The following is a 5,669-nucleotide window of genomic DNA, read 5'->3' on the forward strand; positions in this document are numbered from 1 at the left end:
CTATCAGTCGCGTCATTCTTAAGTCGGCCACGCGAAACCACGCAGAGCACGGCCTGACAGAACAGGCTCTAGTCTACAATAGTATTGTGGCCGCCCTGCGCGACATTGGCGATCACATTTCTGACACTTCTGATGTGGGAAAGGCGGTATCTGCCGTTTCTGCTTCCTTGAAGTATTCATGTGGGAATTGTCGCGAGATGGCGTATGCGGCCGCTGCCCTTGCACACTTGAGTGCCAAGAATTTTCTTTATTCGCGTGGATTGAAGGATGTCGAGATGCATATTGAGATCTACAGGGCAGAGACCAATGGGGATCACGCTTTTTGCGTAGCAAATTTTACTATGCATGGTGAGGTGCATCAGATTGCAATCGATCCGTGGTCACAGGTATCTATGTCTTATGATGACTACGTTGAATATGTAACTGCCTGTCCATGCCCTCCTTACACAAATGAGAATTCAACGTTTGGTGTTTCTCGAAGATCGACTGATGTGGTAAATTCTGAAAAATTTATCACTTCTACTCGAAAAATGTTTGCTAGATACGGCTTGGCGCAAGACTGCGTTACCTCCGTATGAATCCAATCCGGGTCTTCTCCCTTCCTCATGAGAAACAATCAGCACCGGTTCAGACACCAGAAACGGGCAGAAAATCGGGGCGATTTTCCCGGATTTTGATTTATTCAACAACGCCATCTTCGAGGAGCGTCTCAGGACCATTGAGCGCGTCTTTGCCTGGTCTACGTGAAACGCAGAAGGGAAACCCGCACGCGACTTTGTATCCCCAGCCTCCACGCTGAATGTGAGGCTGGCGCCGTTCCGGCAAGCGTCGCCGGAACGGCGCGCCCTTCTTTTATGGGCCGTCAACCCTCGCGCTTTCCCCGTCGCGATTTTTCTAGTGCACCACGGCTGGCCCGGTAGCCGCCGCCGTGTGCGTAGACTTGTGATGCAGCTTCTTTGCATGGCTGGCAGAGGTGGCTGACGTTGCGGCTTTCGGTGCCGCGGCTTTTGCAAAGGCGGCCGTTGCGAACAGTCCAGCGATTAGTACAAGGAATATTTTCTTCATTTCGATTGTCCCATGCGAGTTAATGGTCGCGGAGAAGGTTCTTCGTGACCATGTCCACTAAACGGGCCACGCAGCGATTCCGTTGACTCATGGCGTAGGCGGCCGAGAGCGGCGGGATGGCTGGACGGTTAATTAACAACGTGATCGAGCGCGACATCCGGCCATTCTGCACGGGGAGATCCTCATGGATGTTCAGTGACACGGTTGCTGGTGCGAAGGCCAGCGCAATGATCTACAGCTTGATGCTCACGTGCCGAGCGTGCAACGTCGAACCCTATGCATATCTCGTACGGGTACTCAGCGAATTGCCGCAACGAGCATTAGACGCCGATGTTACCGACCTGCTACCGTTTAACTTCTTGAAGCCTACGGCTTGACCGCGTAACAGCGCTTGGTCCGAACCGGATTGACGCGACCGTTACCACGCGGCCATATGGTTCCGCGTGTGCCAGATTGAGCGCTTACCGTGTATTTGAGAAGTATGGAACTCTGGATGTTTCGACGATCGGAGGTGCTAGAAACGGCACTGTCAGGTTAATGGGGAGGCGGCGGTAGAAGAAGTGATGAAGAAGACAGAATCGCTTTATCACAGCCACCGCTTCCCTGCCGAGGTCATCAGCTGCGCGGCTCGCTGGTATTGATATGACTTGCGTGTCAATCGCTAAATTGGTTTCCAGGTTGCATCGACGCATGAATTTCCTGAGGGCGGCGCAGCAGTAAGTCTCGACGGTGGATCACACTGACATCCGCGGGTTAGATACCGCATTACAGAGGTCCGCCTCATGAGCCTGCCGCTAACTTCCGCCGCAAGTTGGTGATGCCCGTTGCGTAATACCATCGCGGGTTGCTCGGATGCCGGGCTGCGCCGCCTTCAGGAAGCTCCTTCCATTGTTCGGGAAATCACACACAGGCCGCGGGCGGTTTGCTGCGAGGTATTGCAAGCGCCATGGCCAGTCGACTGATGTCCCAGATGAACGCCGCCAGTTCGCGGGCAATAGCCACGACCGTGATGTTGATGGGCTTGCCTCGCGCGGTCAGCCGGCGGAATCGTCGGCACAGCCGCACCTGGGCGTCCCAGGCGCGGTCGATGATGGCCTTGGCCCGACCTTCGAGACGGGCCTGGATTTCCGGACTGACGCGGGCAGGATGGCGGTAACTCCAGGCGGCTTTGTTCGGAAGACCAGGCGTCCACATGTTGCGGACGCAACTATCCATTTTTGACGCAAACGCACCTGCCGAACAAATTCCACAGGTTCGGCAGGTTGGCGATGATCCGGCCTTCCTGCTGTTGCGACTCGATCTTGCGCGTCAGCAGACGCGCACCGATGCAGCGCTTGATGCGCGAGATCAAGCGTCTGCACCTGCCTTCGGGATCACTCACGGGCTGGACTTCCCGATCCCGGACAACTGGTCCGCAGATCAGGCGCTCGCCGTCGTGGAGCTCATCGACGATCTACGCGAGCGTATCACCGCGCACTATCAGATTCCGCTCAATGACCTCCTGCACGGACAGCGCCCGCCTCCTGACAATCCTCACCCTCGCGACATCGACGATCCATTCTGATGGCCATCACCCAACAACAGCGGCCCATAACCGCCCCTGTTGTTGACGCTTCTACTCAACTTTGCGCCGCCATCTGATGGCGCTTTTGCACCGCCGCTAACATCCCGCGCCCGGTCGTCTTTGCCCGCTCGTGCTGTTCCTGTCGCCAGCGTCGCGCAAACGCTGCGACACGATCATAGGAGCCGGTGGAACCCAGAGCGCAGAGATCCGCGTGAATCTATTTGAGGGTTCTTCGCTGTTTGCGGGGCCGCCCAGCTTCAGTCTTGAGCCAGCCTGCGAGCTTCGCCGCGAACCCGTGGAGCATGCTGGGACTGTGTCGTTCCCGACAGGCCGGCAGGACCGTACCGGCCCGTGTGTAACGCCGGACCGTGTTTCTCGACACGCCAGTCGTTTGGCAATCTCGAGCAACGAGACATGATCGCGAAAGTGCCAGCGTCGGATGATGCTTAATATAGCCATGTCGATCACTCGGTTCCCCTGCCCGTTGACGAGCAGGTCAGTGTTCTACGTGGGTCAATATTCGGCGCAAAGTACTGCGTAGGGTGGGTCAGGATTCCGGACAATCGCTGGCTCGATGCGCCAATCGCCGTGCCCCGCTTGCCGCCATGCCACCTAGGGAAACTACCGTCTAACTAAGCTTTGCCCGAGATAGCGGGTAATGTCAGAAACGTGTCTGGCGCAATCACCGGCTTATGGGAAAACGTCACATCGCTTTATAAAACGAATGCAAGTCAAAAACTCTCGACGGTGGGCTTCGCGAGGCCGCAAACGCTGGGTCATCGCGGCGGCAGCACTTTTTACCGCCGCCGCCATCCGATCGATACTTCACCCGCTGCTCGGCCCAATCATGCCGGGCACCGCCTTTCTTATCGCCGCCATGCTCGTAGAGTATTACTGCGGCCTCGCACCCGCACTCGGCGTGATGCTGGCGGGACTGTGTCTCGCGGATTACCTGTTCGTCCCGCCCTACGGACGCATCGACATCATCGATGCGTCAGATATCCGCCTGCTGCTCTCGTACACGATCATTACGATTATTGTTATCACCCTGGTCGAGCGCTTGAGACGCGCGCAGTATCGCGCCGAACTGCTGGCGTCGGTGGCGCACTCGCGTTATGAAATGCTGCTGCGTGGCGATAACGAACGCCTGCTCGCGTGTCGCGCCACGGATGAAATGCATCGCATGCTGCATCACATCACGCAGCACAACCGATCGCTCATTCTCATCAAGGCGCTCGATCCGACAACGAGCGCGCCGCCCGGAAGCTTCGTCGCGGCGGCGGCAACCTCTGCGGCTGCGAGAGTCCTCGACGACGAATCGTTTACTACCTGTATCGCTTACGGCGCCAGGCATTCGCAAGTGCATCAGGACGATCTCGCGCGTCTGAACAACCGCCTGGTGCCCGGTCACTACCGCATGCGTTTTCTATCGAGTGGACACGGTTGGCGCGCAGTCGAATGTGTGTGCGAACGCTTCGTTACCCCGTCCGGCGAATTTCTGATCCTTCGGGCGGAAGACTGACCATGAGCACCTCTCAATTTCGGGCTGCTCGGGGCAATGATCATGCTGTCCTCATTTTGCACGGCCTATCAAGTTCTCCGGCGGAGTTGCGGTTCCTCTCTCGCGCGCTCGTCGAGGAAGGCTTCGCGACTCACACGCCAGAACTTCGTGGCTACAGCGCCGGCACCGGACATGTACCGATGGAGCAGTGGATCAGCGCAGCCGTCGCCGAATTTGACGCACTTGCAGCGCGACACCGGCATGTTTCGGTGTGCGGCCTCTCCATGGGCGCGACGCTGGCCGCCGCCGTCGCTCAACAGCGACCGAGCGCGCGCGCGTTGGTGCTGTTGTCGATCACACTCAGCTATGACGGCTGGGCGATACCCTGGTATCGATTTCTGCTCAACTACGCCTATTACACACCATTGCGCTCGCGCTACCGTTATCGCGAGCACGCACCCTATGGCCTGCGCAACGAGGCGTTGCGCTCGAAGATTGCACGCGTAATGCAGAGGGACGGAATCAGTGAAGTGGGGCCCGCGTCCATTGCCATGCCAGCGCTTCACGAAGCGAGCCGACTTGCGAATTCGGTACGCAAGAAGCTAAAGAGCATAAGCACTGACTGCCTCATCATTCACGCGATTGACGATGAGACGTCCAGCCCGCATAACGCGCGCCACGTCGTGGGGAACGTCGGGGCGTCGTTTCTTCGCACTATCTGGCTCGACGATTCGTACCATATGATCACATCGGACAACGAACGCGAGGTCGTCGCGCGGGAATGCGCGCTTTTCATGCGCGAGAGTGCCGCGGCGTCGGCGTCCTGCAACAATACAACGCCCGTCATATCAAAGGCGCTCGCGCGGCGCCTGAGGCAGTTGGCCGCCGTGGCGAGGAAAACATGATGCTGAACATCACTCCTTTTGGACGCTGGTGCTTTGGCGCGCACAGCGGTAAGCGCGTATTGCACAAAGGGCGTCGCACACGCCGATGAACCGCAGGCCGGCAGCGATCGGAAAATTTCGGTCGCGCCGGGCATGTATGTATTCCCGAAGTAGCTTGGCTCCTCGCAGCTTCAACTGGTGGCGGAATTACCGGCAACACGCCGCAGCGAGACCAGGCTTCAGTGCGTTCAATGCTGTAGTGCGCACCGTCGGCCATCACGCGGTCGACCGGTACCTCGCCCGGCAGCACCGCATGCAGGCCTTCGCTGTTGGACACTTCAGTGTCCGTGACGGCGATCTCGTGCGCGTTCATGTCAGTATCGATCGCCAGTGCACCTTGCGCCAGGGCGTGCGTGCCGCCTTCCTGCCGTACTTCTTTTCATCCCAGTCGCTGGCCCGGCCAAAGTTCATGCCGGTGCTGTCGACGAGTGCCGTCACCGCTTCACCCCGCTTCACCCCGCTTCAGGCGGGCCGCCAGCCGCTCACAGCGCTGCCGGATCTCCACTTTCAGCGTGGCAGACCAGTCGCTCAGCTGACCGAAGCTGGGCACCACAATAGTGTGGCCACGTGCGCTCCAGTAATCCTCCATGAAGCC

At 58.4% G+C, this 5,669-nt stretch carries 5 protein-coding genes and 4 pseudogenes; 6 read left to right on the forward strand and 3 right to left on the reverse strand.

Annotated elements, in window-relative coordinates; genetic code table 11:
* The 3 genes and pseudogenes from P0D80_RS48410 to P0D80_RS51995 form a co-directional block, all read left to right on the forward strand.
* Positions 1 to 578: hypothetical protein (locus P0D80_RS48410; RefSeq protein WP_408295420.1), on the forward strand; the 578-nt coding region annotated here is incomplete at its 5' end.
* Between the two features lie 621 nt (positions 579 to 1,199).
* Positions 1,200 to 1,442, forward strand: a pseudogene (locus P0D80_RS48415) (transposase domain-containing protein); the annotation flags it as partial.
* Between the two features lie 186 nt (positions 1,443 to 1,628).
* Positions 1,629 to 1,703: pseudogene (locus P0D80_RS51995) on the forward strand (IS6 family transposase); the annotation flags it as partial.
* 262 nt (positions 1,704 to 1,965) lie between these two features.
* Here the strand turns inward: P0D80_RS51995 and P0D80_RS48420 are convergent.
* Positions 1,966 to 2,238 (reverse strand): annotated as a pseudogene (locus P0D80_RS48420) (IS110 family transposase); the annotation flags it as partial.
* Between the two features lie 19 nt (positions 2,239 to 2,257).
* Here P0D80_RS48420 and P0D80_RS48425 point away from each other — a divergent pair.
* Complete coding sequence (locus P0D80_RS48425) at positions 2,258 to 2,629, forward strand: hypothetical protein (RefSeq protein WP_408295423.1); 372 nt, start codon at positions 2,258 to 2,260, stop codon at positions 2,627 to 2,629.
* A 103-nt stretch (positions 2,630 to 2,732) separates the two neighbouring features.
* Here P0D80_RS48425 and P0D80_RS48430 read toward each other — a convergent pair.
* A pseudogene (locus P0D80_RS48430) lies at positions 2,733 to 3,097 on the reverse strand (IS21 family transposase); the annotation flags it as partial.
* 256 nt (positions 3,098 to 3,353) lie between these two features.
* Between P0D80_RS48430 and P0D80_RS48435 the strand changes: the two are divergent.
* Both P0D80_RS48435 and P0D80_RS48440 read left to right on the forward strand, forming a co-directional pair.
* Entirely contained in the window at positions 3,354 to 4,151 is a 798-nt protein-coding gene (locus P0D80_RS48435; RefSeq protein WP_408295426.1) for a DUF4118 domain-containing protein, read from the forward strand.
* 2 nt (positions 4,152 to 4,153) lie between these two features.
* Complete coding sequence (locus P0D80_RS48440) at positions 4,154 to 5,035, forward strand: alpha/beta hydrolase (protein WP_408295432.1); 882 nt, start codon at positions 4,154 to 4,156, stop codon at positions 5,033 to 5,035.
* 348 nt (positions 5,036 to 5,383) lie between these two features.
* On the opposite strand, the gene P0D80_RS48445 is transcribed toward P0D80_RS48440, so the two are convergent.
* Positions 5,384 to 5,512, reverse strand: a complete 129-nt coding sequence (locus tag P0D80_RS48445; RefSeq protein WP_408295429.1) for a hypothetical protein — start codon at positions 5,510 to 5,512, stop codon at positions 5,384 to 5,386.
* Between the last annotated feature and the right edge of the window lie 157 nt (positions 5,513 to 5,669).

The sequence above is a fragment of the Paraburkholderia sp. RL17-373-BIF-A genome (genome assembly GCF_046030175.1).
GTDB lineage: Bacteria > Pseudomonadota > Gammaproteobacteria > Burkholderiales > Burkholderiaceae > Paraburkholderia.

What these genes read in the sequence shown, in the direction of transcription:
- P0D80_RS48440 (WP_408295432.1), top strand. Translation starts at nt 4,154, where the DNA reads ATGAGCACCTCTCAATTTCGGGCTGCTCGGGGCAATGATCATGCTGTC.
- P0D80_RS48425 (WP_408295423.1), top strand. Translation starts at nt 2,258, where the DNA reads ATGTTGCGGACGCAACTATCCATTTTTGACGCAAACGCACCTGCCGAA.
- P0D80_RS48435 (WP_408295426.1), top strand. Translation starts at nt 3,354, where the DNA reads ATGCAAGTCAAAAACTCTCGACGGTGGGCTTCGCGAGGCCGCAAACGC.